Genomic DNA, 26,709 nt, shown 5'->3' on the forward strand with positions numbered 1-26,709 from the left:
GGTGAGAAGATGGAGACGTGGAAGAGTTCGTGGGTACGACCGACGAAGACAGCGAACGGCCGTGGGCCAGCCACTACCCGCCCGGGGTGCCTGACCGCATCGAGATCCCCGACGAGCCGGTCACGGCCCCGTTCGAGCGCGCTGTCCAGCGCTGGCCTGACCGGGTCGCGCTGGACTTCCTCGGTGCGTCCCTGACCTATGCGCAGGCCGACGAGCAGATCCGGCGGGCAATGGTGGCCCTGCGCCGCCTCGGGGTCGATCGAGGGGAGCGGGTCGCGCTGGTCCTCCCCAACTGCAGCTCCCACGTCATCGCGTACCACGCGGTGCTGCGACTCGGGGCTGTGGCGGTCGAGCTGAACCCGACGTACACCGCCGACGAGCTGCACCACCTGCTCATCGACTCTGGCGCGCGGTTCGCGATCGTCTGGCACAAGGCGGTCGAGCCGGTGCTGTCGGCGCGCCCTGGGACTCCACTGACCCAGGTGGTCAGCGTGGACATGGTTCGGGACCTGCCCCTCCGATCGCGGCTCTTGCTCCGCCTGCCCGTGGCGGCAGCGCGGGAGAAGCGGGCAGCGCTGCGCGGCGTCGTACCCCCTGACGTCGCGGACTGGCACGACCTGCTCCGGCAGGCGGGTGCTGGGGACGAACCTGAGGCGGTTTCGTCAGAATCCGTCGGTGGTGACGACCTGGCGCTGCTGCAGTACACCGGCGGAACGACCGGCACCCCGAAGGCCGCCATGCTCTCGCACCGCAACCTGGTCGCGAATCTCGTGCACGGCGAGACCTGGGTGGGGTTCCGACCGGGGGAGGAGACGGTGTACGGCGTGCTGCCGTTCTTCCATTCCTTCGGCCTCACCTTCTGCCTCAACCTCCCGGGACAGATCGGGGCGACGCTGGTCATGTTCCCGAACTTCGACCCGGCGGAGGTACTGAAGGCGGCGGGCCGACGCCCCGCGACCTTTATCGCGGGTGTGGCGCCGATGTTCGACCGGATCGCCACGGCCGCGCAGTCGATGCCCCACCCGCCGTCCGAAGGATTGCGGCAGATCCGTCTCGCCTTCGCCGGCGCGATGCCGATCCCCGCGGAGACCGTCGAGCGGTGGGAGGCGCTGACCGGCGGGCTGCTGATCGAGGGCTACGGGATGACCGAGTGCGCGCCGGTCGCGCTCGGCAACCCCTGCGCCCCGACGCGGCGTCCGGGCACCCTGGGCGTGCCGTTCCCGAACACCGACATCCGCATCGTCGACATCGACGACCCGTCGGTCGTCGTCGAAGCCGACAGTGACGGCGCACGCCGCGGTGAGCTGCTGGTGCGCGGTCCGCAGGTGTTCCTCGGCTACTGGAACCGACCGGAGGAGACGGCCCATCAGCTGCTGCCCGGCGGATGGCTGCGTACGGGTGATGTCGTCGAGGTGGACGCGACCGGCTGGGTCCGCCTCGTGGACCGGGTCAAGGAGATGATCATCGTCGGCGGGTTCAAGGTCTATCCGTCGCCGGTGGAGGACCACCTCCGTACGCTCGCCGGGGTGGTCGACGTCGCCATCGTGGGCCTCCCAGCTTCGGGTGGCGACGACCTGGTCGTCGCGGTGCTCGTCCTTGAGCTCGACGCCGTGGAGCCGACGGTGGAGGAGGTCCAGGCCCACGCCGAGCAGTACGTCGCCCGCTACGCCCTCCCGCGCGCGGTGTACGTCGTCGACGAGCTCCCGCGGTCCCAGATCGGCAAGGTGATGCGGCGGGTCGTCCGCGAGCGGCTCATCGAGGGGCCTTAGCACTCAGGAGCATCCACCCTCTTGTCGAACAGTCGTGTTCGAGTTACTGTACTCGAACGCGACTGTTTGAGTTATGGGTGAGGGGGCTGTGCGATGGATGCATCCGATGCTGTGGCGACAGAGGGCGCTGCTGTTTCCGATCCGCGACGTTGGCGCACGTTGGGTCTGCTGGGTGTGGCGCAGCTGATGCTGATCGTCGATGTCACGGTGGTCGCGATCGCCCTGCCGGACATGCAGGCCGATCTCGCACTCGACCGTACGGGCGTCGCCTGGGTGGCGAGCAGCTATGCGTTGGTGTTCGGCGGGTTGATGCTGCTCGGTGGCAAGGCCGCGGACGTCCTCGGTCCCCGTCGGGTGGTGCTCAGCGGGCTCGGCGTCTTCGTGGCGGCGTCTCTGCTGGCGGGGCTGTCCGGCAACGGCGAGATGCTGTTGGTCGCGCGGGTGCTGCAGGGTCTGGGTGCAGCGGCGATGTCTCCGGCGGCACTCTCGGTGATCGTACGAACGTTCACCGGCGCCGAGCTGACTCGCGCGATCGGGGTGTGGTCAGCGCTGGGAGGAGCGGGTGCGGCGATCGGGGTGCTCCTCGGCGGTGTGCTGACCGCTGGTCCTGGTTGGCCGTGGGTGTTCCTCATCAACATCCCTGTCGGCGTCGTGCTGCTGGTCGGCCTGGTGAGATCGGTGCGGCCGTTGCCGGGCTCGGGTGGCAGCGTCGACGTCGTGGGCGCCGCGCTGGTCACCGCCGCGACCGGGGCCGTGGTGTACGGGTTGGTGGCCGCCGGGGACCAGGGCTGGCTCAGTCTTCATACCCTGATCGCCGTCGCGGCCGGCGTTGCTGGATACGCGCTCTTCGGGTGGCGGATCCGCAGCGCCGCAGCGCCGCTCATCGATCCGGCCATGCTGCGCCGTGGTTCGGTGGTGCGCGGCCTCGCGTTGATCTTCCTGGCGACGGCGCTGATGATCTCGGTGTTCTTCCTGGGCTCGTTCGCCCTGCAGCACCTGCATGGGTTCAGTGCGCTGGAGACCGGGCTGTCGTTCCTGCCGGTCGCTCTCGGCACCATTCTCGGCTCGACCCTTGCCGGGCAGATCATTCCGCGCCGGGGCGTGCGCGCGGTCTCGATCGTGGGTCTGCTCGTCGCAGCCGCAGGACTGGCCACAGCCGCGGCGGTCTTCTCGATGACCGTCCTGATCGTCGCCACCAGTGTGGCCGCGCTGGGTATCGGTGCGACCTTCGTGGCCGCGGCGGGCAGCATGTTCTCCGCCGTCCGACCGGAGGAGGCGGGAGTGGCCTCCGGTGCACTCAGCACCTTCCACGAGTTCGGAGCCGCGGCCGGTGTCTCCGCGATCTCGAGCGTCGCGGCTGCGGCGCTCCTGACTCCGGGCTTCGCCGCCTTCGCCTCGGGCTACTGGTTCGCCGCAGCCGTCGCACTCGCCGCGTGCCTGGCATCCCTTGTCCCGTCTCCCAGGGTGTCGTGAGAGTGTCTCAGGCAGGCGTCGGTGGGTCAGGGCGTCAGGGCGTCAGGGCGTCGGGCTGTCAGGCGTCTCGTCGCGGCGCTGAAGCTCGTCAGCGGTCGGGTGACGGTCGACGTACTCCTGCCCGCTCAGCTTCTGGATGGCGGCCATCAACGCATCGGTGGCCTCGCGCCACGCCTCCGGGTCGTCGGCTCGGTGACGCCACGGACTCAGGTCGATCGGATCACCGAGGTGCACCTCGGTGCGGCCCCGGCGCCAGCCGCGGTGTCCCGGCGGGTCGATCTCCCTGGTGCCGCGGAGCCCGACCGGCACGACGGCTGCGTCGGGCACGGACAGCGCCACCCGCATGGCCCCCGTACGCCCGCGGTAGAGGCGACCGTCGGGCGAGCGGGTGCCTTCGGGATAGATGACCCACACGCCGCCCTCGCACAAGGTCCCGCGCGCCCCCTCGAGAGCAGCATCCGCGCTGCCCGCGCCCGAGCGTTCGATCGGGATCTGGCCGGTGACGCGGCACAGCGTGCCGTACAGCCGTCCGCGCAGACTGCCACGCGCAAAGTAGTCACTCTTGGCGACGAAGGTCACCCGACGGGAGAGGGCGGCACACACGACGAGTGAGTCGATCTCGCTCAGATGGTTCGGCGCGAAGACGACGGGCCCCGCGGGCAGCTTTCCGATCAGCCTCGGGCGCGTGACCCAGTGCACGAGAGGACCCAGCAGGACGTACTTGATGAGCCAGTACACGCAACCTCCTCGGGGGAGCCTGATCCTTTCATGCCGGGGAGATCGTCCGGCGGGCGACCGCTGACCCTGAGAGCCCACCACGCGCGTGACGTTGCTCTCGCTCGCTAGGCGCCGTCGGTGCCGGTCTGCCGCAGCCACGGACGTCCGCCGCTGCCACCCGGGGTACGGGCGAGTCGGTCGCGGGTGTCCCTCGGCCCGTCGTAGTCGTCCGGATAGCCGGGACCGACGCAGAACTGCACATCATCCGGTCCGACTGTCTCCCCGCACACCTCGCACACCAGCCGGCCGACAATCGCATGGTCGGGCTCATGATGGTGGAGGGTCACCGGCGCGCCGTCGCCGCCGTCCAGCCATCGGTCGCCCCAGGCCAGCATCGCCACCAGCACGGGGAAGAAGTCACGTCCCATCTCCGTCAGCACGTACTCGTAGCGCGGCGGATTGTCCTGGTAGAACTCCTTCTTCAGGACGCCCGCGTCGACGAGCTTGCCCAAGCGGTCCGACAGCGTGTTTCGGGCGATGCCGAGCGACCGTTGGAACTGGTCGAACTTCGTGAGGCCCTGCATCGCATCTCGCGCAATCAGCAACGTCCACGCATCGCCGAACAGCTCCGCCGAGCGAGCGATCGAGCACGGCCACGTCGAGAACTCACGCTTCATCAGTCAATTCTAGCAACTGAGTCCATTTCCACTTGCACGAGTAGTGAATCGCAACTAAGTTGCGATGAACTACTCACTGTGAGGAGCGCACCGCGTTCTTCGCCCACCGTCGGAGGCGACGACATGGCAAGAATCACCGTGGGTCACGAGAACGGCGCCCCCGTAGAGCTCCACTACGAGATGCACGGGCAGGGGGCTCCAGTCGTCCTCATCCATGGGTGGCCCCTGAACGGGCGCTCCTGGGAGATGCAGATCGCCCCGCTCGTCGCCGCGGGGCACCAGGCGATCACGTACGACCGCCGTGGCTTCGGCCTGTCAACGCCGGCCTGGGAGGGGCACGATTTCGACACTGCCGCAGCGGACCTCGACTCACTCATGGCGCAGCTCGACCTGAGCGACGTGACGCTGGTCGGATTCTCGGCCGGTGGAGGTGTGGCGGCCCGCTACCTCGGGACCTACGGCACCGACCGCGTCGCCAAGGCGGTCCTGGCGAGCGCTGTCACGCCGTACTTGTACGCCACCGAAGGCAACCCTGGCGGCGGACTCGACGACGCGACGATCGGACACTTCGAGGCTGGCATCGCCGCCGACCGTGCTGACTTCGTCGACCACTTCCTGACGATGTTCTACTCCAACGCCGACGGCCTGACCGTCAGCGAGGCGCAGCGCGCGTACGGGCGCGACCTGGCGAACGAGGCTTCGCCCCGCGCCACCCTGGCCGGAGTCTCCGCGTTCGGGCGGACGGATTTCCGGGCCGATCTGGAGAAGCTTGCCGTCCCGACGCTGATCGTCCATGGAGATGCCGACCAGGTCGTCCCCTTCTCGATCAGTGGACGCCGATCCGCGGAGGCGGTACGCGGCAGCGAGCTCGTCGTCATCGACGGCGGTCCGCACGGCATCAACGTGTCCCACTCCGAGCAGTTCAACGCCGCCCTCTTGACGTTCCTCGCACGCTGAGGTCCGCGAGGTCAGCACCCATCGGCGCGACGCGCCAAGAAAGGAATCCATCATGTCCATCGCCACGCCCAGAAAGTTCAGAGTCGTCGGTCTCCTCGCTGCGGCGGCCGCAGTGGTGGGGCTCGCCCTCCCCGCTGCAACCTCCGCCGCCGCACCCTCGACCCATCCGAAGCCGGTCAAACCGACCGTCGTCCTCGTCCACGGCGCATGGGCGGATGCCTCGAGCTTCGCTCCCGTCACGGCTGCCCTTCAAGAAGACGGCTACAAGGTCGTGAGCGCTCCGAACCCGCTGCGCTCCCTCGCCACCGACGCGGCGTACGTGGCCGCGTTCGTCAACCAGAACACCACCGGACCAGTCGTCCTGGTGGGTCACTCGTACGGGGGCAGCGTCATCACGAACGCTGCGACAGAGACGCCGCGGGTCAAGGCGCTGGTGTACGTGAACGCGTTCGCCCCGGACGAGGGAGAGAGCGCCTACGAGCTGACGGGTGCCAAGCCCGGATCTCTCCTGAACGTGCCTCCGGCGGACCTCGGCACCGTGTTCGACTTCGTCCAGTTCCCCGGCGCCGGAGTCGACGACTACGACGCGTACGTCAAGCCGGCCCGCTTCCGCGAGATCTTCGCTGCCGGCCTGTCGCGCGACCGGGCAGCCGTTCTCGCCGCCGGTCAGCGGCCGATCACGACCGAGAGTGCCCTGAAGGCGCGCTCGGGGGCGCCGGCGTGGAAGACGATCACGAGCTACTTCTTCGTCGGCACGACCGACAAGGTGATCCCTCCCGCTCAACAGCTGGCCATGGCCGACCGGGCTGGAGGTGTCGTGGTGAAGGCCAAGGCCGACCACCTCTCCATGCTCGAGGTGCCCCACAAGGTCGCCCACCTCATCGAGAGGGCCGCCGTGACTCGCTAGAACGAACGACGACGGGGCCGGCGGTTGCGGAGACCGCCGGCCCCGGCTGCTAAATCCCTGGACGTGGAGCAGTCCCGGTGCTGTACTGCGATGTACCAGGTGGTACATCTAGTGAGGAGCACTTCATGCCTACCCTTCGACTCTCGGCCGGTGAGATCGACTACTCCGACTCCGGCGGTGACGGGCCGGTCCTCGTGCTCCTGCACGGGGTCACCATGGACGGCGGCATCTGGGACGACGTCGTCGCGGCGTTGGGACCTGGCTTCCGCTGTATCGCTCCGACGCTCCCGTTGGGGAGCCATCGGCGTCCGATGGAGAGGACAGATCTGGTCACTCACCGGGGCGTGGCGGCGATGGTGGGGGAGCTGCTCGAGGCTCTGGACCTGCACCAGGTGACGCTGGTGCTCAACGACTGGGGGGGTGCCCAGTTCCTCCTGGCCGATGGCCCGAACGAGCGGATCGCCGGAGCCGCGCTCGTCGCCTGCGAGGCGTTCGACAACTTCCCGCCGGGTCGACCGGGCAAGGCGGTCACCACCGCTGCCCGCGTGCCCGGTCTGCTCTGGCTCTCGATGCAGCTCCACCGCACCGGTTGGTTCCGCCGGGCTCCGGGCGCTTGGGGGTGGATGAGCAAGCAGCCGGTGCCGGATGCGGTGATGGACCGCTGGTTCGCGCCCGCACGGCTCGACGCTGGCGTGCGTCGCGATCTGCGGGCGTTCGCGCTGTCCACACCGTCGAGCGCCGAGCTCGTCGGACTGACGCAACGGCTTCGGTCCTTCGACGGGCCAGTGCTGGTGGTCTGGGCCGTGGAGGACAAGCTGATGCCTCGGGAGCACGGCCACCGCTTGGCCGCGTTGTTCGATCACGGGCGCTTGGTGGAGGTCGACGACTCCTACACGCTGGTGCCCGTCGACCAGCCCGATGCGCTGGCCGCCGAGCTTGGTCGCTTCGTCACCGCCGAGGTGACCGTCGGTCGCTGAGTGTCGATCGTCGCGCGCAGTCACCGCCCTGGCCACGTCTCGTCCAACACGGTGCGCACGGCGAGGTCTGCGGCGGCCCGGTCCCCGGTGATCGCCAGCTCCCAGAGGGCTCCACGCACCACCGCGATGCCGGCCCGCGCCAGCTCCTCTGCCCGCTCAGGGGACTCGCCGTAGGCGACCAGGTGAGCGCTGATCTGGCGCACCCAGGCGGCCGTGCCCTCACGGAAGGACTGTGTCCACGCCGCGTCCTTCATCGCGGGTGCGGACAGCTCGAACACGAGGGGCGTGATGGCGCTGCCCGCGGCCATCACCTCCCACATCCGCCAGGCGTTGCCACGTGGGTCGGCGGGGTCCGCGCCAGTGAGCGCGTCGAGCACGGCCTGCTGGCTGTGCCAGAGGTGCGAGACGACCGCAGCGAGCAGATCCTCGCGGGACCCGAAGTGGTAGATCAGCATTCGATGGCTGGTGCCCATCTCTGCGGCGAGGGTGCGCAGGCTGGTGCCACCGACCCCGCGGGCCACGAAGACGGCGATCGCCTTCTCGAGGAGCTCCTCGCGCGGACGTGGACTGGCCATGAACCGGATGGTACAGACATGGCGACCCCGCGGAGCGGCTGCTCGGCGCCTCGCCAGACCGCCGAGGCGCACTAGTGGTAGAGCGCCGGAGCGAACGCGTACGCCACCGACGCCACGTCCTCGTCACCTCGACCGAGCTCCACCGTCTCGTCGAACAGCGCGGTCAGTGTCGTGAGGAGAGTTTCGTTGAGCTGTCCGGCGACGGCCGATTGTGCGAGTCGTAGGTCTTTGAGGAGGCCGTTCGTGGCGAACTGGGGATCATAGTCGCCGGCGAGGATCTCCCTACCCTTCGACTGGGCGTACGGACTGTCCGAGGTCGAGCCGCCGATCGCCTCGAGGAACAGACGCGGGTGCAGGCCGAGCACGTCGGCGACCTTCATCGCCTGCGCCGTCCCCGCGGTGAGGCACGCGAGCCAGGTGTTGCACGCCAGCTTCAGTCCCGTTCCGGCACCGGCGCGGGTGCCGGCTCGGACGGTCTTGGCGCCGTACGCCTGGAACACGGGGGAGAGAGCGGATACGAGCTCGTCCGGACCAGACGCGAGGATGGTGAGCCGCCCGTCCTCAGCCGGGCCTTTGGTGCCGAGGACGGGTGCGTCGACGAAGCGCAGGCCGTGGTCCTCGGCTAGCGCGTGCGCGCGTTCGGTGCCCTCGATGCCGATGGTTCCGCTCTGGATCCAGACAGCGTCCTCAGGCGCGTACGGCAACCAGCCGTCGGCGACATCCAGGACGGCAGCCGCGTCGACGAGCATGGTGAGGACGACGGCGGCGCGCTCCACGGCGCGGTCGAGGGCCGGCTCTACACCGATCCCGTCGTCCGCGAGTGGACGGGCGTGCTCGATCGTCCGGTTCCAGACAGTCACCTGGAACCCAGCGTGCCGCAGCCGACGGGCGATCGCCGTCCCCATGATGCCCGTACCCAGAACGGTGACTGTGGTCGTCGACGGGTCGAGGTCAGCGAGATCGGTGTGGTGGTGTGTCATCGTGGGCCCCTGACTGGGATCGTACCCACAAGACTTCGGCGTGACGCGTCGTCAGAGCGACGACTGGCGGGGTCCTGGAGCAGACGGAGCGCCCACCTCAGGAGTGACGATCTTGCCCTCGAGCTGCGGCGCCGCCTTGTGCAGCCTGCCCCTGCGCCACGCGGCGTGGATGGCGGCCGCGGCGACGAGCGCGCCCAGCGTGCCGAGGGTGAGGTCACCGAGCGTGTCCGAGTAGGCGCTGTGGCGCTCCGCAGACTTGCTGATGAACGCGAAGTACTCCGCCAGCTCCCAGACCACCGCGGCAGTCACCCCGAAGGCGAGCGCGCGTTCGAGTGTCATGCCCAGGGTCGCCGTACGAGGGAGAGTCAGCAGGATCACGGCCCCTGCCAGCAGACCGGTGTTCATGAAGTGCATCCAGTCGTCGAACCACACGATCGTGTCGTAGAGGTCCATCCGGTTGCCGAGGATGTCGGTGAAGCACGTGATGGTGACGAGGAGGTCGGCGAGCCACGGGAAGGACGCCCGCTCACGCCAGTAGAGGTGCCAGATCACCGGGATGGTGAACGCCAGCATCGGGTAGGCGATCGCCCGGAGCCCCGCACCCTTGTCCTCGAGGTTGCCGAACTGCGGGAAGGCGAGGGCCAGCGCCAGCATGAGCACCAGCAGGCCCTTGGCTGCGACGTCGAGGAGGCGGACCAGCGCCGGAACGGGGTGCCGGATCGCGGCGACGTCACTCATGCGCTTACGCTAGCGGAGCCGCGTCGCGACGACGACGAGGGGTTTGTTCAACCGCTCGCCTGGTCGTTGTCCTTGAGCGCGCCCCAGCCGTGCCAGCGCTCGATCTCGATCCAGGCGCTGACCCGCCGGCGGTCTCTGGTGGGGTACGCGCGACCCGTGTAGTGCGTCGACAGGCGGTCGATGTCGACGAGCCCTTCGTCGTCGTGCATCTCGACGACCCGGCCCATCACCGTGACGTGGGTGGCCCACCCGTCCTCGGCGAGCATCGTGAGGCTGACTCGCGGCTCGCGGCGCAGATGCTTCAACCGGACTCGGCCCTCGTCCATGTTGACGAGGATGCGGCCGTCGTCCCAGAGGTACCAGGTGGCCGTCGTGACCGGGGACCCGTCCTGGCGGACGGTGGCGATCACGCAGGGGTTCGGACGGCGCAGGAGCGCGATGGCCTCATCGGGCAGCGGTGGCTTCGACACGGACGATCTCCTTCGCGGGCGGCGGACGTCTCCCGTCACGTTACGCGGCAGGCGGTCAGCCGTCACGGCGTCGCGGGCCGCTCTGTCAACCCGTGTACGGCTTGGCAGAGCCGTTCTCGATGCCGGTGCGGATGCGTCGCTCGACGAGCGCCGCGACGGCGTTGCGGACTCGCCCGACCTTGGCGCCCGTGAACCAGTCCGCCTCGAACCAGCCGCGCTCGTCCCAGTACGCCGCGTCGACCGGACCGTCGCTGCGGCCGGACTCGACCAGCAGGCGGGCGACGCGGAAGCCGATCAGGTCGGAGGTCGTCGGTGCGGGCTCCCCGCCGTCGTGCACGGCCCGTACGGCGGTCGCCGCGAGCTCATCGAGCGCGCGGTCCACCTTTGCGCGGTACGGCGCCTTGGCGAGGCCCGGACCGTTCACGCCGAGCTGGCCCGCCGTGTGGAACCCCCACCGGCGGATGGCGGTCGTCAGGTAGCCGAGAGCGGCATCGTGACCGGCGCCCGCGGCGGTCGAGACGAGGATGGCCGGGGTCCCGAAGTAGCGTGGGCGGTGGATCAGGTAGGCGAAGTGGTCGACGAACCGTTTCATGGTCGCGGAGAGCGTGAAGCTGTGGACCGCGGTCGCGAAGATGACGAGGTCCGCAGCATCCATCAGCTCCCGGGCCGGCGAGGCGTTGTCGGCGTTCGGGCACGCCTGTTCGCCCGCGGTCATGCAGGCGAGGCACGCGGGACAGCTCGGTCCGAGTACGAGATCGTCGGTGCAGATGACGTCGACCTCGATCTCGACGCGCTCGCGCATCCGCACGATCAGGGCGTCGACCACCATGCCGGTCGTGCCCTTCTCGCCGTGTCCGGTGCCGAGCACCACGCCTACCCTCATGTCTTCTCCTGCCACCGCTCAATCGGAAAATATAGGATAGACGATCATCTGACCGGTTCCACCGTGACTCGAGGCCACGCTGCATCTGATCTGTCCGGTGCATGACGGACGCACGTGGGCGGTGGAAGGCACACCTTCGTTTCCGTCGGCCCTCCTGGTCCGGCCCGAGGGGAGTCCCATGACTGACCAACGACCGCCCGTGGCCACCGACACGCCGATGCCCCCGTACGTGTTGACCGTCAGCGAGGTCGTCGGCGCCGCAGGTTCGGACGGACGCCAGCACGGGACTGTGCGTCGGCGAGGCGGAGATCAGGCTGACCTCGGAGGGGCCGAACGAGATCGCCGCCGAGAAGCCGCCGTCGTCGTGTGCGCGTCCCACACCTTCTCGCTGAGGGTCCTCGCCACGAGCGCGGGGATATCTGATCTAATCTCACCCGGCTCAGGCGGAGCCAGACCGATCGTCCTCGGCGGCGTCGGCCGCACGGCCGTAGCGCGCGGCGACGCGACGAAGGGCGGGTGCGAGCTCAGCCGGTCCGTCGACGGTGAAGTCGGCGTCGAGGAGCCCGAGCCACAGGGCCAGCTGGTCGCACGAGTCGGAGCCCACGTGAGCGATGCAGGTCGATACGTCGACTTCCTCCACGACCACAGCGGCTGGCACCCGTGCAATGATCCGCGCCGCAGGCGCCTGGACGCGCGCGCGTGCCCTGACCTGCCAGGTCACTGTCCCGAGCGTGCGCTCGACGAATCCGATGAGGTCACCGTCGGGCTCGTCTCGCGGGAGGAAGCGTGGCCCGTTCGGTGTCCGCAGGCGCATGCGGTCCACGCGGAACGTCCGCCACGCCGTACGCGCGACGTCCCACGCCGCGAGGTACCAGCGGCCACGGGTGTGGACGAGCCGGTGGGGCTCAGCCGTACGGAGTGTCGAGACTCCGTCGCTGTCTTCGTAGCCGAAGCGCACGCTCTCGCGGCAGCGCACGGCGTCGGCGATGGCGGTGAGCCGCTCGACCGGTACGGCCGACGACTCCGTCCGCAGCGCGACCGTGGCCGCCACGAGGTCCTCGAGCCGGTGACGAAGCCGAGAGGGGAGCGTCTGCTCGACCTTGACCAGCGCGCTCATGGCCGTGCCCTCGAACCCGGCGAAACCCCCGACCGCGGTGCGGAGACCGATCGCGACCGCCAACGCCTCGTCGTCGTCGAGGAGCAGCGGCGGAAGCGCGGCGCCTCCACCGAGGCGGTATCCGCCGGCCACACCCGGGACGCCCTCCACCGGATAGCCGAGGCTGCGAAGCCGGCCGACGTCGGTCCTCAGGGTCCGCGTGCTCACCTCGAGGCGCGCTGCCAGCGCCGACCCCGTCCAGTCACGTTGCGAATGCAGGAGAGACAGGAGCTGCAGCAGGCGTGCTGAGGTCGAGAGCACTCCTTTATCCTGCCCTGAAAACGCGGAAGGAGATCTTCCGCATGTCGTTCTACCGTCACGAGATGGACGAGAGCGCAGCAATCCGGCCGTACCAGATCGACATTCCTCAGAGCAGCGTCGACGACCTGCACGAGAGGCTTCGCCGTACGCGATGGCCCGACTTCTCGGCGGGTTCCGACTGGGCCAGGGGAGTGCCGCCCGGCTACCTGGCGACGCTGACCGACTACTGGTTGAACGACTTCGACTGGCGGGCCCAGGAGGCCCGTCTGAACGCGATCCCCCAGTTCGTGACCACGGTGGACGGACAGGACATCCACTTCTTCCACGTCCGGTCATCGGAGTCCGACGCGATGCCGCTGATGCTGACGCACGGTTGGCCGAGCTCGTCGGTCGAGTTCCTCCGGGTCCTCGAGCCTCTCGCGGACCCGCAACGGTCGGGTGGGCAGTCCACCGACGCGTTCGACGTGGTGGTGCCGACGCTGCCCGGGTACGGCCTGTCCACGCCCTTCCACGCGGGATGGGGCAACCTCTTCCAGGTCGCGCAGGCGTGGGCGGAGCTCGCGCGTCGCCTCGGCTACGAGAGGTACGGCCTCCAGGCGACAGACGCCGGAGCCGGCGTCGCCGGCATGCTTGCGATGATCGCGCCCGGGCAGGTCGTCGGCATGCACCTGACCGGGACCTCCGCAGGCACGCCGTTCGGGCCGGCCCTCGACCCCGACGACTTCGATGGCGCGGACCGCGACCGCATCGTGCGGTTCAACAAGGACCGCGACGAAGGTTTCGGCTACTTCCACCTTCAGGCGACCCGGCCGCAGACGATCGCGTACGCGCTGACCGACTCGCCCGTCGGTCAGCTGGCCTGGATCGTCGAGAAGTTCCACGAGTGGACCGATCCCGCTGCGGAGCTGCCCGACGAGGCTGTCGACCGCGACCAGCTCCTGACCAACGTCTCGTTGAACTGGTTCCGCCAGGCTGGGGCCACCTCCGCCCACGCCACCTACGAGGGCATCCAGGCGTGGAAGCAGATGGCGGCAGCGCAGACCAACGGTGCGGGCCACGGTTCGGAGGGATCGGAGCTGCCCGAAGGCCCACCGACCGGGTACGCCGTGTTCGCGGCCGACACCACGGTGCGGTCGTTGGCCGACCCGGAGGGAAGCCTGGCGCACTGGTCGAACTTCGACCGCGGGGGTCACTTTCCCGCGATGGAGGTGCCCGACCTGTGGGTCTCTGACGTACGGGAGTTCTTCCGTCCCCTGAGAGGACTCAGGATCCCGAAGGATCGTTAGGTGCAACGCCCGGTGGGGCGTTGCCGGGCGGCTCCGCGTCCTGGTCGTCGTCGGTCGATCGTGTGCTGTCCTCGCGCACGGAGTCGGCGGACGGCGACGAGCGGATCTCGTCGGCCTCCGCGGCGTCGTCGTTGATGGCCTCGTCGTCGCCGACGTCGGCGGGCTCGTTCGATGCGTTGGTCATGATGTGGGGGTACCCGCTGACCGGCCGGGCAATCACACCCTTCCCGTGACGCACCAGGCGGTCGCGTCGACGAAGAACGGCCGCGCCGGCACGCGAGCGCGGCAAGACTTGCGGACCGCCGCGAGCGCGTCCTCGTCGAGTCCGGCGACGTAGGCTCCGGCCGGACCCACCCCGAGCAGGAACGGCTCCCACCACTGCTCGAACGACTCGAAGCGCACCGTCACGGTGAGCGCCGACGCCTCGAGGTCGTGGAGTCCTGCCTCGGCGAAGAGCTCCTCCAGGTGGCCCTCCCGGGTCCCTGCGAGGCCGGACTCGTCCGGGGCGTCCGGATCGACGTCGAGTACAGCGTCCCAGAAGGCGGCAAGGGGTCCGGTCCCGCCCTCGTGGTCCCAGACGCACGCGGTGACCGGACCACCAGGCGCCGTGACCCGCCGCATCTCGCGCAGGCCGGCGACGGGATCGTGCATGAAGTGCACCACGAGCTGGGCGTACGACGCGTCGAACGTGGCATCGGCGAACGGGAGGTCCTCGGCGCGGCCGAGGCGTGCGTCGACGTGGGGGAGACGTCGATGCACGGCCCCGACGAAGGCCGGCGACGGATCGACAGCGCTCACCGCCTCGTCACCGATCCAGGCCGCGAGATCGCCGGTGAGCGCGCCCGGCCCACAGCCGACGTCGAGCACCTTCCAGCCGCGCTGAGGGTCCGTTGCCAGGACCAACGCGGCCGCGAGGGGCTCGGAGAATCGCCCCATGAACCGCTGGTAGGACTCGGCGGCCACATCGAAGGACATACGTGAAATCTACGGGGCAGCAGGCGCCGCGAAGGTACCGGTTGCCCTCACCACCTCCAGGTAGTGCGGATTGTTCATGATGCCCAGGAGGTTGCCGAAGGGGTCGACGACCGACGCCGTCACGAATCCCGTGCCGCCACCCTGCTCGGTGATCGGCAGGTGCGGGGTCGCGCCGAGGGCGAGGAGACGGTCGTGTGCTGCCTGCAGGTCGTCGACATGCCAGTAGGTGACGGCTCCGGCCGGCCCGGACGGACGGTCCGCGGGCGCATACCGCGCGTCGATGATGCCGAGCTCGTGCTCGTAGTCGCCGACCCGGAACTCGATGTAGCCGGGCGCCCCCTCGGAAGGGAACGCGTAGTACGGGTCGGCGCCGAGCACCTCGGCGTACCAGTCTCGGGCAGCGGCGAGGTCGTCGGCGTAGAAGCTGATGGTGGCGAGTCCGCGAAGCATGGTGGTGGTCCTCTCTGATGGGGTGGTGATCCCAGCCTGCCCCGTTAAGTGATCACCTTCTGAGCACTTTCTTTGACAAGATCGGGACATGCGCGCGGACCGTCTTGTCGCCACCCTCCTGCTCATGCAGTCGCGGGGACAGGTCACCGCTGCCGAGGTGGCGTCGGAGCTCGAGGTCTCGGTGGCGACCGCGCGGCGTGACCTGACGGCTCTGTCGTCCGCCGGTGTCCCGGTCTATGCGCGCCCAGGGCGTCACGGGGGCTGGTCGCTCGTCGGCGGCGCCCGGACGGACCTGACGGGCCTCACCGCGTCGGAGGCCCGGACGCTCTTCCTGCTCGCAGGCCCGGCGGCGTCCGGATCCCCGGAGCTCAAGGCGGCGCTGCGCAAGCTCGTCCGAGCACTCCCACGCACGTTCCGCGAGGACGCCGAGGCGGCGGCCGAGGCGGTCCACGTCGACGCGACCCCGTGGGGTGGAGCCGACCGGTCGCGACCCCCGCTCGTCGAGCGCCTCCAGGACGCCGTGGTCCGGCGTCGACGCGTCCGCCTCGTGTACGAGGGTCGCGGCGGTGAGACCGAGCGGCTCGTGGATCCCTGGGGCCTCGTCGACAAGGACGACCGCTGGTATCTCCTGGCGGGGACCGAGCGGGGTCGACGAACGTTCCGCGTGGACCGGGTGCGTACGGCGGAGGTCACCGACGAGTCGGCCGAGCGACCCGACGACCTCGCGCTGGAGGAGGCGTGGGCGGACGTGGTGACCACGATGGAGCGCCGACGATCCCTGGTGTCCGCCGTCGTGCTCGTCGACAGGCGATTCGTCCCCGTCCTGCGTGACCACTTCGGTCAGCACTGCACTCCAAAGCCGCCGGCCGCGGACGGCCGGGCCCGTGTCAGGGTCGCGGCCCACACGGCGGTGTCGGTCGCCGAGCAGCTCGCCGGCTGGGGAGCACGGGTCGAGGTCGTCGAGGGAGACGCGGTGAAGGAGGAGCTCCGCAGGATCGGTGCCGAGCTCCTCTCCCGCTACGGCGAGAGATGACCTCGCCGGGGCATTGGCGTCGGGCACGTTCGGAATGCGCGGCTGCCCGGCACGGTTCGTCCCTGCATGAGAGCTATCGCGTACGAGGAGTTCGGAAGCGTTGACGTCCTGAGCCTCCGCGACCTGCCGGAGCCGCACATCGGCCCCGACACGGTCGTGGTCAAGGTGATCGCCGCAGGCGTCAACCCCGTCGACTACAAGGTTCGAGAGGGTCACCTGCAGGGACTGATCGACGTCGATCTGCCGGCCGTCCCCGGCTGGGACGTCGCGGGTGTGGTCGACAAGGTCGGTCTCGACACCCCGGAGCTGGAGGTCGGCGACGAGGTGTTCGCGTACGCCCGCAAGGACGTGGTCTCCGGCGGCACGCTCGCCGAGTACGTCGCCGTCCCCGTCCGCACCCTGGCCAAGAAGCCGTCGACCATCGGGTTCGAGGAGGCCGCAGGCGTCCCGCTCGCGGGTCTGACCGCCCTGCAGACGATCCGGCGGTCGGGTCTCGTCGCGGGTCAGACGGTGCTGGTCCATGCTGCGGCCGGAGGCGTCGGCTCGTTCGCGGTGCAGCTCGCCGTGCACGCGGGTGCCCGGGTCGTCGGTACGGCGTCCGAGCACAACCACGACTATGTGCGCTCGCTCGGTGCCGAGCCGGTCGCGTACGGCGACGGTCTCGTCGAGAGGGCTCGCGCGGTGGCACCCGGCGGGTTCGACGTCATCCTCGACTACGTCGGCGGCGAGGCCGTGGACACCGCGCCGGACCTCCTCGCCGACGGCGGCCGGATCGTCTCGATCACCGACCCGCGTGCCCGTGACGAGCTCGGCGGCGCTTACGTCTGGGTCCGCCCCGACGCCGACGACCTCGCCGAGCTGGCGACGCTGATCGATCAGGGTGTCGTCAAGGTCGAGATCGCTGAGGTCTTCGATCTCGAGCACGCCGCCGATGCACACCGCACGGTCGAGAAGGGCCACACCCGCGGCAAGGTGGTCGTGCGGATCGGCTGAGGTGCCTGATTGGCCAGCCGGCGTCGGGGTACGGGGCGGAGGACCCTTACCCCGACGCCGAGGGAGCCGCTGTGCCTGGCGCTGAACCGTACGACTCCGACCTGCTGACCGTCCTCGATCCCGCGGACGGCTCGCTCGTCGGCACTCTGGAGTGCGCCGCGCCGGCCGAGGTCGGGGCGGCGGTCGAGGCCGCCGCCAAGGCTGCGCTGGACTGGGCGCGTACCGCGCCGGCCGAGCGTGCCGCGTGCGTGGCGGAGGCCGCCGCCCGGCTTGCCGCCTCCGCTGACGCACTTGCCGTCCTCACTACCCGCGAGATGGGCAAGCCGCCCGCGGACGCTCGCGGGGGAGTCGACGCCGGTGTCGCGACGTTGCGCCAGTACGCCGAGCTCGGTCCCCTCCACCGCGGCCGGTCGTTGCAGGGAGGCTGGGACGCGACCGATCTGATGGTGCCGCAACCACGGGGCGTCGTCGCCGCGATCACGCCGTGGAACGATCCCGTCGCGGTGCCGTGCGGACTGATCGGCGCTGCGCTGGTGACTGGCAACACGGTCGTCTTCAAGCCCTCCGAGCGCAGCCCGCACACGGGCGTCGAGCTGGCCCGGGCGTTCGCCGAGGTGCTGCCGCCCGGAGTGCTGCAGGTCCTCGTCGGCGACGGCCGTACCGGGGCCGCGCTCGCTGCGGACCCGCTCGTCGACGTCGTCGCGCACGTCGGTTCGACCCTGACCGGGCGGGCGATCGCGCAGGCCGCGGCGCGCACCGGCGCCAAGGCCGTGCTGGAGAACGGCGGGAACGACCCCATGATCGTGGACGCCGGGGTCGATCCGGTGTGGGCCGCCGAGCAGGCGGCGCTCGGCGCGTTCGCCAACGCCGGGCAGATCTGCACCTCGATCGAGCGGATCTACGTTGCCGAGCCGGTCGCCGCCGACTTCCTCGACGCGCTGGTCCGGCGCGCGAACGAGCTGGCGACCGGCTCGGGCGTCGAGCCTGCGACCGAGCTCGGGCCGTTGGTCGACGAGCGCATGCGCCGGAGCGTCCACGACCAGGTGTCCGAGGCGATCCTCGACGGTGCGACGTTGCTCGCCGGCGGTGAGGTACCCGACGGTCCGGGCACGTTCTATCCGGCGACGGTCCTCACCGACTGCACCGATGCGATGACGGTCATGCGTGAGGAGACCTTCGGGCCGGTGGCCCCGGTGCGGGTGGTGCCGGACTTCGACACCGCCCTGACGGCGGCGATGACGGGGCCGTACGGGCTGGCGGCGGTGGTGCTCACCGCCGATATGGAGCACGCCCAGCGCGCGTGGCGGGAGCTGCAGGTCGGCACGGTGAAGGTCAACGCCGCGTTCGGAGGCGCGCCGGGCGGTGCCGCGCAGCCTCGGCGGGCGAGCGGGTCGGGCTTCGGGTACGGACCCGAGCTGCTCGACGAGATGACGACGACGAAGGTGGTCCATCTCGGTACGCCGAGGGTTTGAGTCACGACCCCGGCCGGTGGAGCGGGCGTCGCGTAGGTTGCAGAGATGCGACGTGCGTGCCTCCCGCTCCTCGCGAGCGCGCTGCTGGTCCTCTCCGCGTGCGGGTCGTCGAGCGACGAACGCACGGAGCCCGCGACGGTGTCCGCCACCGCGGCGACCCCGAGCGAGCAGGCCCCGCCGGACGTCGGTGTCCTCCGGCTCCAGGCGACGCAGCAAGCGACTGCCCGCTCGTGCGGACCGCGGGACGTCAGCGTGGCCCTCACCCCCGCGGAGCCGGCACTGGGACACCGTTACGCGAGGGCGGTGCTGCGCAACAACACCGGCTCGGCCTGCGTCGTCGACGGGTTCCCCGGCATCGGCGGACGGGGGGAGAGCGGCGACCCGCTCGAGCTGGCGGCCGAGCACCGGCAGCGTACGGGGGAGCGCACACCGACGGAGGTCGTGCCCGTGCCGCCGGCGGGTGAGGCGTATGCCAACGTCGAGTGGACGGGCAGCCTCGCCGGGGCCGAGACGGAGCGGATCACCGTGCTCGCGCTCCAGCTCGCCGAGGGACAGCCGCCTGTCGTCGTCCGCACGACGGAGTCCCTCGACATCGGCAACGGGACCACGGTCCGGATCGGGCCCTGGCAGGCGGCGCCGACCGCGCAGGCAGCGCCGACCACGCAGTCGGCGCCGGCTCAGCGCGTTGCCCCGGCGTGCAGGGTGGGCCCGGGCCGAACCCCTTCGGGAGTGAAGCGCTTCTGGACGAGCGACACGCGCTGCTACGCCTCGCGGTGGTTCGCCGGCGCCCACCGGCGGATGATCCCGTTCGGCTGCACCCGCGCGCCGTGGTACCCGCCTTCGAGGCGCTGCGCCGGCGGCAGGGGGTTCCACCACGGGCTCGACATCGACATGCCCCGCGGCACGCCGGTCTACGCCGGGGTGTCCGGGCGCGTCGTGACCCGCGGTCTCGGATCGGCGTACGGCACTCGGGCGGTCGTGATCCGTTCGCGCGGGCGTGACGTCCTCCTCGGCCACCTGCGATCACGCCGGGTGAAGCACGGCGAGCGTGTGAGCAGAGGTGACCTGATCGGGCGCAGCGGGGCCCGAGGAGCGCCGGACGGGCCGCACCTGCACCTCGAGGTCCGGCCGGCGCGCGGGTCGTACCGGACGGCGGTGAGCCCGCGGCGGACCGTCGGCCTGACTGCCGTGAGGTAGCGCGGGCTAGCGGCTCTCGGAGTCCTGGGCGTCCTGGGAGTCCTCGCGGTCGTCGCCGCCGCTCGGTCCTACGAGCCGCGCCAGCAGGTGCAGGACGACCCCCACGGCGAGCAGCGCCGCTCCGAAGACCCACACCATGCCCCTCTGCTGGGTGAGGAGGACGACGCACGAGATCACGCCGAGCACCGGGACGAACGACCAGACCCTGAAGTGGTCGTGGTCCACGACGTCACGCCGCAGGACGAGGACCGCGACGTTGGTGCTGATGAACACGAAGAGGAGCAGCAGCACCACGGTCTCCGCGAGGGTGGCGAGATCGCCCACGAGGGTCAGCCCCATCGCCACGGCGGTGGTGGCGAGGATGGCCACCCACGGCGTCCGCCGGCGCGGCAGGACCGCACCGAGGACCGGTGGCAGCAGCCCGCGCTCCGCCATGCCGTACGTCAGGCGGCTCGCCATGATCATCGTCAGCAGCGCACCGTTCGCGACCGCGACCAGCGCGATGGCGCTGAACAGCTCGTCCGGGATGCCGAGGTCGGTCGCGTCGACGACGGTGGTCAAGGGTCCGGTGGACTCCGACAGCTCTGAGGGCGGAAGGGCGATCGCGCTCGCCATCCCGACCGCCACGTAGGCCATCCCGGCGACGACCAGAGCACCGAAGAGCGCCCGGGGATAGATCCGCGATGGATCGCGGACCTCCTCGACGATGTTCGCCGACGTCTCGAACCCCACGAACGAGTAGTAGGCGATGATCGCCGCTCCCAGCGTAGCGGTCAGCGGCGCCGCGCCCTCGGGGAACTCGGTCACCCGCCCAACGTCACCGCGTCCGTCGCCGACCATGATCCCGACGGCGACCACGACGAGGACCAGCCCGCTCACCTCGATGACGGTCATCACGAGGTTGGTCCCCATGGACTCGCGGATACCTCGTGCGTTGAGCGCGGCCACCGCCGCGAGGAAGAGGACGGCGGCCAGGGTCGTCGGGACGTCGACGAACGTGCCGAGGTAGTCGCCGGAGAACGCGAGCGACAGCCCGGCAGCGCTCGTCACCCCGGCGGCCAGCATGGAGAACCCGACGAGGAACGCGAGCAACGGGGAGCCGAAGGCGCGCTCGGCATAGACCGCCGCACCGCCTGCTCGCGGATACTTGGTGACCAGCTCCGCGTAGGAGCCCGCCGTCAGCAGGGCGAGGAGCAGCGCGATCAGCAGCGGGAGCCAGATCACGCCGCCGACGTCTCCTGCGAGGACGCCGACGAGCGCGTAGATCCCGGCGCCGAGCACGTCGCCGAGGATGAAGGCGAAGAGGAGAGGGCCGGTGATCCGCCGGTTGAGCCGCGTGTCGGTCGAGGTGAGGTCGTGCGAGGTCATGGCATCGAGCCTGACAGAGCACAGCGGATCGCACAGACGACGCGCGGCCCGGTGCGGCACGATGGCGGGGTGAATCCGCTCGAGATGCTCAGCCTCGACGACCTGCACGCGCGGACGAGTGTGAAGTGGCGTCTCCACCCGCCTGACGTCCTGCCCGCCTTCGTGGCCGAGATGGACGTCGTCCTCGCCGAGCCGGTGGTGCGTGCGCTGAGCGACGCGCTGCGCCGGGGAGACACGGGCTACCCCAGCGGTACCGGGTACGTCGAAGCCTTGGCGGCCTTCGCGTCGACACGGTGGGGTTGGGACGGGGTCAGCGTCGAGCGGTCGGCGATGGTGGCTGACGTGATGACCGGCGTGTCGGAGGTGCTCCAGCTGGTCACCGAGCCCGGCTCGCCGGTGGTCGTGAACCCACCGGTCTATCCGCCGTTCTTCGGCTTCGTCTCCAAGATCGGCCGGCGTCCGGTGGACGCGCCCCTCGGCGCTGACGGGCGCCTGGACCTCAAGGCGCTCGGTGAGGCGTTCGCCCGCGCCGCGACGACCGGACTGCCGGTGGCGTACCTCCTCTGCAACCCGCAGAACCCGACAGGGACCGCTCACCGTCCCGACGAGCTCGCGTCGGTCGCGCGGCTCGCGCACGAGCACGGGGTCCGCGTCGTCGTGGACGAGATCCACGCGCCGATCGTGCTGGACGGCGTCCGGTTCACCCCGTACCTGTCGCTCGAAGGGACCGACGACGCCTTCGCGGTGATGTCGGCTTCCAAGGCGTGGAACCTCGCCGGCGCGAAGGCCGGTGCGGTCCTCGCGGGCTCGGCCGCCGTGGACGACCTGGGACGGATGCCCGAGGTCGTGGCCCACGGCCCCAGTCACCTGGGGGTCATCGGGCACACCGCTGCGCTGCGCGACGGAGGGGAGTGGCTCGACGAGGTGCTCGCCGCCCTGTCCGCGAACCGCTCCCACCTGGCCGACGAGCTCGCGCAACGGCTCCCCGGCGTACGGCTGCGGGAGCCGGAGGCCACCTATCTGGCGTGGTTGGACTGTCGCGCGCTCGGACTCGGGGACGATCCGGCCGAGACCTTCCTCGAGCGCGGACGGGTCGCCCTCGGCTCGGGTCCGACGTTCGGGACCGGGGGAGCGGGTCACGTCCGGGTCACCGCCGCGACGTCGAAGCCGATCCTGTCCGAGATCGTCGAACGGATGGCAGCGAGCGTGGGGTGATCGGAACTGGTCCACAGGTCGCCGACCGCGGGACTGTTCCACAGGTCGTTCGACGACCGGCCGCCGCGCCGTTCCGATGCGCCACGATGAACGTATGTTCGATTCCAGCCGATATGCTGCGCTCAACGAGGCGTTCGATGCGGTCGTGGAGATGCCTCACGAGTTTGCCGACACCATGCAGACCCGGGCCGCGCTGAGGACTCTCCAAGCGATGTCCGACCGCGCCGAGGGGCTTCGCGCGAGGCTGCTGCGCCAGATGGACGAGACGGGGGCTTACGCGGATGACGGCGCCTCGTCCACGTTGTCGTGGGCGCGCCGCGAGCTGCGGCTGAGTGCGGCGTCCACGGCGCGGCTGCGAGCCGCCGGGCGCACGATGCAGGTGCTTCCGGGAGTCGGTGAGGCGATGCTGGCCGGCGAGATACGACTCGATCACGTCGCCCAGTTCACCGGCGGCCTTCGGCGCGTGGACACCGCCGTGCTTGCCGACGCGACGCAGCAGATCTTGCTGCCGCTGGCCAAGCAGGCGGCTCCAAGCGACCTCGCCGTGGCGATCGACCGACTCGACGAGGTGACCCATCCGTCCAAGGTCGACGAGGCCTGGCGGCGGGGGATGGACAGACGGGACGTGCAGGTCACCCGCGCAGGTGACGGCTACCACCTAGCGGGGTTCGTCGACATCGTTCTCGGCGCCAAGCTGGCGTCGTTCCTCGTCGCGGCATCGGCGCCGCGATCGACCGGCCCCGGTGAGGCGGACGGCCCGGCTGGGAGCGCCTCGTGCGCCGACGAGCGTCCCGCGTCGCAGCGTCGGACCGACGCTCTCCACGAGCTGCTGGACACCGCGATCGCGGACGGCATCCCCGGCGACAAGGGCGTGCGACCGCAGTTGCACGTCACCGTGGAGGCCGAGTGGTTGTCGCACCAGCCCGGGTCCGCCCCGCCCACGCTCCAGGGGTACGGCGTGATCGGCCCGGACCTCTATGGCTACCTCGCCTGCGAGGGGGACCACACGACGGTCCTCACGCACGGGACGACGAGCGGGAGGACACCCTATGCCGCGGTGCTCAACGTTGGACGCACACGACGACTCGCGACCCGCGCCCAACGGGTGGCAGTCCGCGTGCAGCAGGACGGGCACTGCGCCTCACCCGGGTGCAGTCACACCAACCTCGAGCTTCATCACGTCTCGTGGTGGGAACGGGACGGCGGCCGGACCGATCTCGTCAATCTGGTGGGACTCTGCCGGGCCTGCCACCTGGCCGTGCATGCCGGCCGACTCGGAGTCGAGCGCGACGAGGCGGGCGGGTTCGTCTTCCGGCGAGTGCACGGGCCGTCACGGCGGGCCATCGAGGATCGAGACCGCATCCACCGCCGTCGGTTCCGCGACTACCTGCACGCTCTCGGGGTGGCTCGCGACGGCGCGTTCGAGCCTGCATCGCGCCAGCAGGTGACCGCACCCTGCGGTTCACTCGAGCGTCATCGCGCCGGGATGGTGGACGTGTCGATCACGAAGCGGTAGCGCACGTCCGAGGCGACGACCCGGTCGTACGCCTTGTCGACGTCGTCGGCGCCGATGGTCTCGATCTCGGCGCCGATGCCGTGCTGCGCGCAGAAGTCCAGCATCTCCTGAGTTTCGCGGATCCCTCCGATGTTGGACCCGGCAAGGCTCCGTCGCCCGCCGATCAACGAGAACGCGCGGAACGACTGCTTGTTCTCCGGTGCTCCGACGAAGACCATCGTCCCGTCGAGCCTCAGCGCGCGGAGGTAGGCGTCGACGGGGAGGTCCGCCGAGACGGTGTTGATGATCAGGTCGAACGAGCCCCGCAGGCGCTTGAGCGTCTCGCGGTCCCCGGTCTCGTAGTGGTCGGCCCCGAAGCGGATCCCGTCGTCCTTCTTGGACAGCGTGTGGCTGATGACCGTCACCTCAGCACCGAGCGCGTGCGCGATCTTGACCGCGAGGTGCCCGAGACCGCCCATGCCGACCACGGCGACCTTCGTCCCCGGGCCAGCTTTCCAGTGCTTGAGAGGGGAGTACGTCGTGATGCCCGCGCACAGCAGCGGCGCAGCGACATCGAGCGAGATGCCTTCGGGGATCCCGAGGACGTACGCCTCATCGACGACGATCTGCGTCGAGTAGCCGCCGTAGGTGGGGGTCCCGTCCGCATCGCGCCCGTTGTACGTCGGCACGTTGCCGCTGAGGCAGTACTGCTCCTCACCGGCACGACAGGTCTCGCACTCGCGACACGAGTCGACGAAGCACCCCACGCCGACGCGGTCGCCGACGGCGTACCGCGTCACGGCCTCGCCGACCTCGGCGACGACCCCGGCGATCTCGTGGCCGGGGACCATCGGGAAGATCGCGGTGCCCCACTCCTCGCGCGCCTGATGGATGTCCGAGTGGCAGATCCCGGCGTACGCGATGTCGATGAGCACGTCGCCGGGACCAAGAGCGCGGCGGTCGATGGTCGCGCGTTCGAAGGGAGCTCCGGCGGACGCGGTGACCAGGGCAGGGACGGTGAGGCTCATCGGCACTCCTCGAGACAGGCAGCAGATCCTCGGCGAGTGTCGCAGACGCCACCACGGGGTACCCGCTCAGACATGACGTCGCCCCGTTCCATAGCCGCTGTCCCCGCTCACGTGGGTGGCGGTCTGCTCGCCGGGGCGTCGTTCGGCCTCGCTGCGCTCCGACGGTTCACCGCGAAGCCGCTGCACCCGCGTGGTGCGGTCGTGGAGGCGACGCTGACCCGCAGCAGGGTGCAGGACCGCGCCCGTGCGAGCGGTGTCGCCTGGATCGACGGTGCGGGTGTCGACCGGGTGCTCGCCCGGACCTCGAGAGCGGTGGGGCTACCAGCCAGGGTTCCGGACGTGCATGGGTTGGCCCTGCGGGTGCCGACAGGACCAGGTCGGCACGGGGACCTGCTGCTCGCCTCGACCGGGTGGGGCAGCGTCGGCCGGTTCTTCCTGACGGCGAGCCGCGTCCCGACGGCACGGCCGCTGACCACCTTGCTGCCGTACCGCACCGCTGGCGGCCCGGTGCTGATCGGGGCTGAGCACATGGACGGAGACGGCAGGGTCCGGCTGTCGTGGGCGCGTCTCGCGGGGCCGTGGCACGCCTTCGCTGTCCTGGAGCTCCCCGCTGCGCCCGGTGTCGGCGCCGACGCCTCGGTCGACTTCGACCCGGTGCGCTGCACCCTGCCCGGCCTGGAGACGTACGCCTGGGTGCGCCGTGTGCGAGAGCCTGCCTATGCCACGGCCCGCGCGGCTCGATCGAGCCGAGGCGTCGGCAGGCGCGTCGAGAGCCGCAGCCGTCAGCGCTGACGGACCGCTTGTGCCGAGGCGAACCACATCGGGACATCGGCCTCGCGCGGGGGTTCGTCGATGGGGATCCGAGTGGCCATGCCATCGGGATGCAGGGTCAAGGGCCACGGGTCGGTCAGGGCGTCGAGGATGGTCTCGCGATCGAGACCGGCGCGGATCATCGCGGCGATCTCGCGCGGATTGACGCCGAGCGGGAGGTCCCCATTGCCGAGGTCGGTGCCGTACAGCGCGCGACCGCCCGCGGCGTGGAAGACCCCGAGGTTCGTGACGGCGGTCTGCTGGCCCGACCCGCTGTCGCGGTGGATGTCGAGCGTCGTGACCCATCGCTGTCCTTGGTCCACCGCGCTCTGCACGAGCGAGGCGTCGAGCGGCTCGGTCCACGGGGTGTGGGCGAGCGCGTGGATGCCCACCTCGACGGCGAGCTCGGTCATCCCCGTCCCCTCCACGTGGGCGGCGACCGGGACTCCGTGCCGCTCCGCCGCAGTGACGACGCCGGCGAGCGTCGATCGGTCCGGCACCGGTCCGGCGTCGGTATTCAACGTCACCTTGACGACCGTCGCACCGCTCGCGACCTGCTCGGCGACCGCCTCCGCGGCATCGGCGGGGGAGCGGATCTCACGCACGGCGCCGTCCGGGCACCAGGGCCGTGCGCTCGGGTAGCCGCCGGGCGCAGCGAGGAACGCACCGGCGTGCCGGACGTACGGCAGCTCCGCCGCGTCGGCAGCGGCGGCGAGGGAGGCCACGGCCGGCGGTGCACCGCCGAGATCGACCACGCCTCCCAGTCCGCCCGCGAGGAGCTGCGGCACGTCGATCAGCTGGAGGTGGACGTGGTGGTCCACGAACGGCGGAAGGAGACCCGCCACGG

Annotated in this window: 27 protein-coding genes and 1 pseudogene; 14 read left to right on the forward strand and 14 right to left on the reverse strand. The window is 70.5% G+C overall.

Annotation, left to right across the window (positions count from 1 at the left end):
• Positions 1–17 precede the first annotated feature (17 nt).
• Together KV097_RS03320 and KV097_RS03325 are read left to right on the forward strand one after the other, a co-directional pair.
• Positions 18–1,769, forward strand: a complete 1,752-nt coding sequence (locus KV097_RS03320; protein ID WP_308289317.1) for an AMP-binding protein — start codon at positions 18–20, stop codon at positions 1,767–1,769.
• A 93-nt stretch (positions 1,770–1,862) separates the two neighbouring features.
• Positions 1,863–3,242, forward strand: a complete 1,380-nt coding sequence (locus tag KV097_RS03325) for an MFS transporter (protein WP_220365075.1) — start codon at positions 1,863–1,865, stop codon at positions 3,240–3,242.
• A 42-nt stretch (positions 3,243–3,284) separates the two neighbouring features.
• Here the strand turns inward: KV097_RS03325 and KV097_RS03330 are convergent, their stop codons facing one another.
• A complete protein-coding gene (locus KV097_RS03330) occupies positions 3,285–3,980 on the reverse strand; it encodes a 1-acyl-sn-glycerol-3-phosphate acyltransferase (protein ID WP_220345171.1) in 696 nt (231 codons plus the stop codon).
• A 104-nt stretch (positions 3,981–4,084) separates the two neighbouring features.
• A complete protein-coding gene (locus KV097_RS03335; protein ID WP_220341800.1) occupies positions 4,085–4,636 on the reverse strand; it encodes a helix-turn-helix domain-containing protein in 552 nt (183 codons plus the stop codon).
• A gap of 123 nt (positions 4,637–4,759) precedes the next feature.
• Between KV097_RS03335 and KV097_RS03340 the strand changes: the two genes are divergently transcribed.
• From KV097_RS03340 to KV097_RS03350, 3 genes are all read left to right on the forward strand, one after another.
• Positions 4,760–5,593: an alpha/beta fold hydrolase gene (locus KV097_RS03340; protein WP_220345170.1), complete on the forward strand. Its 834-nt coding sequence runs from the start codon at positions 4,760–4,762 to the stop codon at positions 5,591–5,593.
• A gap of 52 nt (positions 5,594–5,645) precedes the next feature.
• On the forward strand, positions 5,646–6,500 hold the full coding sequence (locus tag KV097_RS03345) for an alpha/beta fold hydrolase (RefSeq protein WP_220345169.1): 855 nt from the start codon (positions 5,646–5,648) through the stop codon (positions 6,498–6,500).
• Positions 6,501–6,625: 125 nt separating this feature from the next.
• The gene (locus KV097_RS03350; RefSeq protein ID WP_220341797.1) at positions 6,626–7,477 is read left to right on the forward strand and encodes an alpha/beta fold hydrolase; all 852 of its coding nucleotides are present in this window, start codon (positions 6,626–6,628) and stop codon (positions 7,475–7,477) included.
• 20 nt (positions 7,478–7,497) lie between these two features.
• Here the strand turns inward: KV097_RS03350 and KV097_RS03355 are convergent, their stop codons facing one another.
• The 5 genes from KV097_RS03355 to KV097_RS03375 form a co-directional block, all read right to left on the reverse strand.
• On the reverse strand, positions 7,498–8,052 hold the full coding sequence (locus KV097_RS03355; protein ID WP_220341796.1) for a TetR/AcrR family transcriptional regulator: 555 nt from the start codon (positions 8,050–8,052) through the stop codon (positions 7,498–7,500).
• Between the two features lie 71 nt (positions 8,053–8,123).
• The gene (locus KV097_RS03360; RefSeq protein ID WP_220365076.1) at positions 8,124–9,032 is read right to left on the reverse strand and encodes an NAD(P)-dependent oxidoreductase; all 909 of its coding nucleotides are present in this window, start codon (positions 9,030–9,032) and stop codon (positions 8,124–8,126) included.
• 51 nt (positions 9,033–9,083) lie between these two features.
• Complete coding sequence (locus KV097_RS03365) at positions 9,084–9,770, reverse strand: hypothetical protein (protein WP_220341794.1); 687 nt, start codon at positions 9,768–9,770, stop codon at positions 9,084–9,086.
• 47 nt (positions 9,771–9,817) lie between these two features.
• Complete coding sequence (locus tag KV097_RS03370; RefSeq protein WP_220365077.1) at positions 9,818–10,240, reverse strand: PPOX class F420-dependent oxidoreductase; 423 nt, start codon at positions 10,238–10,240, stop codon at positions 9,818–9,820.
• A gap of 85 nt (positions 10,241–10,325) precedes the next feature.
• On the reverse strand, positions 10,326–11,123 hold the full coding sequence (locus tag KV097_RS03375) for a flavodoxin family protein (RefSeq protein WP_220365078.1): 798 nt from the start codon (positions 11,121–11,123) through the stop codon (positions 10,326–10,328).
• A 275-nt stretch (positions 11,124–11,398) separates the two neighbouring features.
• Here KV097_RS03375 and KV097_RS19880 point away from each other — a divergent pair.
• A pseudogene (locus tag KV097_RS19880) lies at positions 11,399–11,515 on the forward strand (cation-transporting P-type ATPase); the annotation flags it as partial.
• Between the two features lie 47 nt (positions 11,516–11,562).
• Here the strand turns inward: KV097_RS19880 and KV097_RS03385 are convergent.
• Positions 11,563–12,540 carry a YafY family protein gene (locus KV097_RS03385; RefSeq protein ID WP_220345164.1) on the reverse strand — a complete coding sequence of 326 codons (978 nt, stop codon included), beginning with the start codon at positions 12,538–12,540 and terminating at the stop codon, positions 11,563–11,565.
• Positions 12,541–12,602: 62 nt separating this feature from the next.
• Here KV097_RS03385 and KV097_RS03390 point away from each other — a divergent pair, with 62 nt between their 5' ends.
• Positions 12,603–13,826 carry an epoxide hydrolase family protein gene (locus KV097_RS03390; protein WP_220345163.1) on the forward strand — a complete coding sequence of 408 codons (1,224 nt, stop codon included), beginning with the start codon at positions 12,603–12,605 and terminating at the stop codon, positions 13,824–13,826.
• Here KV097_RS03390 and KV097_RS03395 read toward each other — a convergent pair.
• The 3 genes from KV097_RS03395 to KV097_RS03405 are packed head-to-tail and all read right to left on the reverse strand — an operon-like array spanning position 13,804 to position 15,251.
• The gene (locus tag KV097_RS03395; RefSeq protein WP_220345162.1) at positions 13,804–14,010 is read right to left on the reverse strand and encodes a hypothetical protein; all 207 of its coding nucleotides are present in this window, start codon (positions 14,008–14,010) and stop codon (positions 13,804–13,806) included. The genes KV097_RS03390 and KV097_RS03395 overlap by 23 nt on opposite strands.
• 32 nt (positions 14,011–14,042) lie before the next feature.
• Positions 14,043–14,801: a class I SAM-dependent methyltransferase gene (locus KV097_RS03400; protein ID WP_220341787.1), complete on the reverse strand. Its 759-nt coding sequence runs from the start codon at positions 14,799–14,801 to the stop codon at positions 14,043–14,045.
• 9 nt (positions 14,802–14,810) lie between these two features.
• Positions 14,811–15,251, reverse strand: a complete 441-nt coding sequence (locus KV097_RS03405) for a VOC family protein (protein ID WP_220341786.1) — start codon at positions 15,249–15,251, stop codon at positions 14,811–14,813.
• Positions 15,252–15,339: 88 nt separating this feature from the next.
• Between KV097_RS03405 and KV097_RS03410 the strand changes: the two genes are divergently transcribed.
• From KV097_RS03410 to KV097_RS03425, 4 genes are all read left to right on the forward strand, one after another.
• A complete protein-coding gene (locus tag KV097_RS03410; RefSeq protein ID WP_220365079.1) occupies positions 15,340–16,284 on the forward strand; it encodes a YafY family protein in 945 nt (314 codons plus the stop codon).
• A 66-nt stretch (positions 16,285–16,350) separates the two neighbouring features.
• Positions 16,351–17,277 carry an NADP-dependent oxidoreductase gene (locus tag KV097_RS03415; RefSeq protein WP_220365080.1) on the forward strand — a complete coding sequence of 309 codons (927 nt, stop codon included), beginning with the start codon at positions 16,351–16,353 and terminating at the stop codon, positions 17,275–17,277.
• Positions 17,278–17,348: 71 nt separating this feature from the next.
• A complete protein-coding gene (locus KV097_RS03420; RefSeq protein WP_308289318.1) occupies positions 17,349–18,749 on the forward strand; it encodes an aldehyde dehydrogenase family protein in 1,401 nt (466 codons plus the stop codon).
• A gap of 45 nt (positions 18,750–18,794) precedes the next feature.
• Positions 18,795–19,946: a peptidoglycan DD-metalloendopeptidase family protein gene (locus KV097_RS03425; RefSeq protein ID WP_220365081.1), complete on the forward strand. Its 1,152-nt coding sequence runs from the start codon at positions 18,795–18,797 to the stop codon at positions 19,944–19,946.
• Between the two features lie 6 nt (positions 19,947–19,952).
• Here the strand turns inward: KV097_RS03425 and KV097_RS03430 are convergent, their stop codons facing one another.
• On the reverse strand, positions 19,953–21,314 hold the full coding sequence (locus KV097_RS03430; RefSeq protein WP_220345156.1) for an APC family permease: 1,362 nt from the start codon (positions 21,312–21,314) through the stop codon (positions 19,953–19,955).
• A gap of 69 nt (positions 21,315–21,383) precedes the next feature.
• Between KV097_RS03430 and KV097_RS03435 the strand changes: the two genes are divergently transcribed.
• Positions 21,384–22,529 (forward strand): aminotransferase class I/II-fold pyridoxal phosphate-dependent enzyme, encoded by a 1,146-nt coding sequence (locus tag KV097_RS03435; protein WP_308289319.1) that lies wholly within the window; start codon positions 21,384–21,386, stop codon positions 22,527–22,529.
• 94 nt (positions 22,530–22,623) lie between these two features.
• On the forward strand, positions 22,624–24,045 hold the full coding sequence (locus tag KV097_RS03440; protein ID WP_220365082.1) for an HNH endonuclease signature motif containing protein: 1,422 nt from the start codon (positions 22,624–22,626) through the stop codon (positions 24,043–24,045).
• Here KV097_RS03440 and KV097_RS03445 read toward each other — a convergent pair.
• Positions 24,003–25,052: an NAD(P)-dependent alcohol dehydrogenase gene (locus KV097_RS03445; protein ID WP_220341780.1), complete on the reverse strand. Its 1,050-nt coding sequence runs from the start codon at positions 25,050–25,052 to the stop codon at positions 24,003–24,005. The two genes, KV097_RS03440 and KV097_RS03445, sit on opposite strands and share 43 nt — an antisense overlap.
• A gap of 72 nt (positions 25,053–25,124) precedes the next feature.
• Between KV097_RS03445 and KV097_RS03450 the strand changes: the two genes are divergently transcribed.
• Positions 25,125–25,844, forward strand: a complete 720-nt coding sequence (locus tag KV097_RS03450) for a hypothetical protein (protein ID WP_220365083.1) — start codon at positions 25,125–25,127, stop codon at positions 25,842–25,844.
• Here the strand turns inward: KV097_RS03450 and KV097_RS03455 are convergent.
• Positions 25,835–26,707 (reverse strand): hypothetical protein, encoded by an 873-nt coding sequence (locus tag KV097_RS03455; protein ID WP_220365084.1) that lies wholly within the window; start codon positions 26,705–26,707, stop codon positions 25,835–25,837. The genes KV097_RS03450 and KV097_RS03455 overlap by 10 nt on opposite strands.
• Between the last annotated feature and the right edge of the window lie 2 nt (positions 26,708–26,709).

Origin of the sequence: Mumia sp. zg.B17 (genome assembly GCF_019550915.1) — a bacterium.
GTDB lineage: Bacteria > Actinomycetota > Actinomycetes > Propionibacteriales > Nocardioidaceae > Mumia.

Excerpts from the sequence above, each read along its gene's own strand:
- KV097_RS03325 (WP_220365075.1), top strand. The coding sequence starts at position 1,863 with ATGGATGCATCCGATGCTGTGGCGACAGAGGGCGCTGCTGTTTCCGAT.
- KV097_RS03335 (WP_220341800.1), bottom strand. The coding sequence starts at position 4,636 with ATGAAGCGTGAGTTCTCGACGTGGCCGTGCTCGATCGCTCGCTCGGCG.
- KV097_RS03340 (WP_220345170.1), top strand. The coding sequence starts at position 4,760 with ATGGCAAGAATCACCGTGGGTCACGAGAACGGCGCCCCCGTAGAGCTC.
- KV097_RS03345 (WP_220345169.1), top strand. The coding sequence starts at position 5,646 with ATGTCCATCGCCACGCCCAGAAAGTTCAGAGTCGTCGGTCTCCTCGCT.
- KV097_RS03350 (WP_220341797.1), top strand. The coding sequence starts at position 6,626 with ATGCCTACCCTTCGACTCTCGGCCGGTGAGATCGACTACTCCGACTCC.
- KV097_RS03355 (WP_220341796.1), bottom strand. The coding sequence starts at position 8,052 with ATGGCCAGTCCACGTCCGCGCGAGGAGCTCCTCGAGAAGGCGATCGCC.
- KV097_RS03360 (WP_220365076.1), bottom strand. The coding sequence starts at position 9,032 with ATGACACACCACCACACCGATCTCGCTGACCTCGACCCGTCGACGACC.
- KV097_RS03365 (WP_220341794.1), bottom strand. The coding sequence starts at position 9,770 with ATGAGTGACGTCGCCGCGATCCGGCACCCCGTTCCGGCGCTGGTCCGC.
- KV097_RS03375 (WP_220365078.1), bottom strand. The coding sequence starts at position 11,123 with ATGAGGGTAGGCGTGGTGCTCGGCACCGGACACGGCGAGAAGGGCACG.
- KV097_RS03390 (WP_220345163.1), top strand. The coding sequence starts at position 12,603 with ATGGACGAGAGCGCAGCAATCCGGCCGTACCAGATCGACATTCCTCAG.
- KV097_RS03395 (WP_220345162.1), bottom strand. The coding sequence starts at position 14,010 with ATGACCAACGCATCGAACGAGCCCGCCGACGTCGGCGACGACGAGGCC.
- KV097_RS03400 (WP_220341787.1), bottom strand. The coding sequence starts at position 14,801 with ATGTCCTTCGATGTGGCCGCCGAGTCCTACCAGCGGTTCATGGGGCGA.
- KV097_RS03405 (WP_220341786.1), bottom strand. The coding sequence starts at position 15,251 with ATGCTTCGCGGACTCGCCACCATCAGCTTCTACGCCGACGACCTCGCC.
- KV097_RS03410 (WP_220365079.1), top strand. The coding sequence starts at position 15,340 with ATGCGCGCGGACCGTCTTGTCGCCACCCTCCTGCTCATGCAGTCGCGG.
- KV097_RS03415 (WP_220365080.1), top strand. The coding sequence starts at position 16,351 with ATGAGAGCTATCGCGTACGAGGAGTTCGGAAGCGTTGACGTCCTGAGC.
- KV097_RS03425 (WP_220365081.1), top strand. The coding sequence starts at position 18,795 with ATGCGACGTGCGTGCCTCCCGCTCCTCGCGAGCGCGCTGCTGGTCCTC.
- KV097_RS03430 (WP_220345156.1), bottom strand. The coding sequence starts at position 21,314 with ATGACCTCGCACGACCTCACCTCGACCGACACGCGGCTCAACCGGCGG.
- KV097_RS03440 (WP_220365082.1), top strand. The coding sequence starts at position 22,624 with ATGTTCGATTCCAGCCGATATGCTGCGCTCAACGAGGCGTTCGATGCG.
- KV097_RS03445 (WP_220341780.1), bottom strand. The coding sequence starts at position 25,052 with ATGAGCCTCACCGTCCCTGCCCTGGTCACCGCGTCCGCCGGAGCTCCC.
- KV097_RS03450 (WP_220365083.1), top strand. The coding sequence starts at position 25,125 with ATGACGTCGCCCCGTTCCATAGCCGCTGTCCCCGCTCACGTGGGTGGC.